Genomic DNA, 1,932 nt, shown 5'->3' on the forward strand with positions numbered 1-1,932 from the left:
GCCGCGCTCGACGCGGTCGACGCGGCCCTCGTCGACGAGTACCAGAGCGGCTTCCCCGTCGAGGCGCGCCCGTTCGAGCGAGTCGCCGCCGAGATCGCGGCCGAGACGGGCGTCGACGTCGACGCCGCGGACGTCCTCGACCGGGTTCGGACCCTCCGCGAGCGCGGGATATTCCGGCGGTTCGGGGCGGTGCTCAACCCCCCGGTCATCGGCTCGTCGACGCTCGCCGCCGTCCGCGCTCCCGAAGCGCGGTTCGACGAGATCGCCGAGGTGATCAACGGGTACCGGCAGGTGAACCACAACTACCGACGGGACCACGCGTGGAACCAGTGGTTCGTCGTCACCGCGGGCTCCCGCGAGCGCCGCGACGCGATCCTCACGGAGATCGAAGAACGGACCGGCTGTGCGGTGCTCGACCTCCCGATGCTCACCGACTACTACATCGACCTGGAGTTCCCGGTGGTCAACGGAGACCGGTTCGCGCGGGAATCGGACGGGGAGCGAGACACCCCCGATCCCGTGAGCGGCGACCACGGTAACCCGCGAGCCTCCGGCACGGACGTCTCCGCGACGCGCGTCTCCGAGGACGCCCGCGGCGACCTCACCGCGCTGGAGGCCGCGCTCCTGCTCGCGATCCAGAACGGGTTCCCGCTCTCCGCGACGCCGTACGCCGACGTGGCGGCCGAGATCGCGGCCGACGACGCGTCCGCCGCCGGACTCGACCCGACCGTGGACGACGTGCTCGACGCGGTCGACCGGCTGCTCGCCGACGGCTGTATCAAGCGCATCGGCTGCGTCGTCAACCACGTCGTCACCGGGTTCACGAACAACTGCATGGTGGTCTGGGACGTCCCCGACGACGAGCTCGACGCCCGCGGCGAGGCGGTCGGGAGCCTCCCGTACGTGACGCTGTGTTACCACCGCCCGCGGCGTCCCGAGCGGGACTGGCCGTACAACCTGTTCACGATGATCCACGGGCGCGAGAGCGACGCCGTCGACGCGAAGATCGACGAGCTGGCGGCCGAGTACCTCCCGTTCGACCACGAGCGACTCTACTCGACGGAGACCCTGAAACAGACCGGCGCGCGCTACGAGGATCTGATCGCCGGCGACCGCGGGTAGCCGGCAGCCGAAGCGACCGCAACGCGCAGGAGCGGAGACGACGGACGGAGAACGCGGCGGTCGTGGACTCGGGACCGGGACGTGACGCGTCGTCTCCGCGCGCTTCACTTCCGCTTTCGGGCGGGTTTTTAAATCGACCTGGACCGACGGTTCGGGTATGAGCCAGTCCACGTTCGACGACGACGACCTGTTCGGCGAGGCGGCGGCGGAGACCCGCGCGGAGGTCGAAGACCACCTGCGGGCCGCGCGCGCAGAGCTCCCCGACCCGGACGCGGTGTGGGAGACGGACGCGGACAACGTGCTCGGCGCGCTCAACGGGCTGAAGTCGGCGCTCGACGTCGGCGACGCCGTCGAGAGCGTCCGGTCGGCGAAGAAGGCGTACGTGCTCGGCGAGCGCGCCGACGCCTTCGAGGACGCCGACGACCTGAAAGCCGAGATCGAAGAGCTCGAGGAGCTCGTCGCCGACATCGAGGCGGCCGCCGAGGAGGTCGCCTCCCTCACCGGGGCGGTCCCCGCGATCCGGGGCGCCCTCCAGGACGCGGCCGACGACGGCGACGACGAGTAGGGGTCGGACCGCCGTCGGTCACCGCCCGTCCCGCTCGACGACCGCCGCCGCGAGTTCCGCGAGCGCCCCGCTCGCGCGGTCGAGCAGCTCCGCGCCGCGTCGGCGTCGCCGGCGGCCGGGTCCCCGACCACGCCGTTGTCGGTGAACTCGTCGCGTCGTGCGCCAGGTTCACGCCCGAGACCCACTCGCCCCAGCGGTCCGCGGCGCCCGCGGCCGCTTCCGGAATCCGGTCTTCGCGGACCAGG

General features: G+C 72.0%; 2 protein-coding genes and 1 pseudogene. 2 read left to right on the forward strand and 1 reads right to left on the reverse strand.

Annotated features, from left to right (window positions below):
* Window positions 1-1,122: Lrp/AsnC family transcriptional regulator (locus GJ633_RS16250; RefSeq protein ID WP_156589598.1), on the forward strand; the 1,122-nt coding region annotated here is incomplete at its 5' end.
* A 157-nt stretch (window positions 1,123-1,279) separates the two neighbouring features.
* Window positions 1,280-1,687 (forward strand): DUF5790 family protein, encoded by a 408-nt coding sequence (locus GJ633_RS16255; protein ID WP_156589599.1) that lies wholly within the window; start codon window positions 1,280-1,282, stop codon window positions 1,685-1,687.
* Between the two features lie 18 nt (window positions 1,688-1,705).
* Here GJ633_RS16255 and GJ633_RS16260 read toward each other — a convergent pair.
* Window positions 1,706-1,932 (reverse strand): annotated as a pseudogene (locus GJ633_RS16260) (creatininase family protein); the annotation flags it as partial.

Origin of the sequence: Halorubrum sp. CBA1125, from assembly GCF_009742825.1 — an archaeon.
GTDB lineage: Archaea > Halobacteriota > Halobacteria > Halobacteriales > Haloferacaceae > Halorubrum.

Coding starts and splice junctions, on each gene's coding strand:
- GJ633_RS16255 (WP_156589599.1), top strand. CDS start 1,280: ATGAGCCAGTCCACGTTCGACGACGACGACCTGTTCGGCGAGGCGGCG.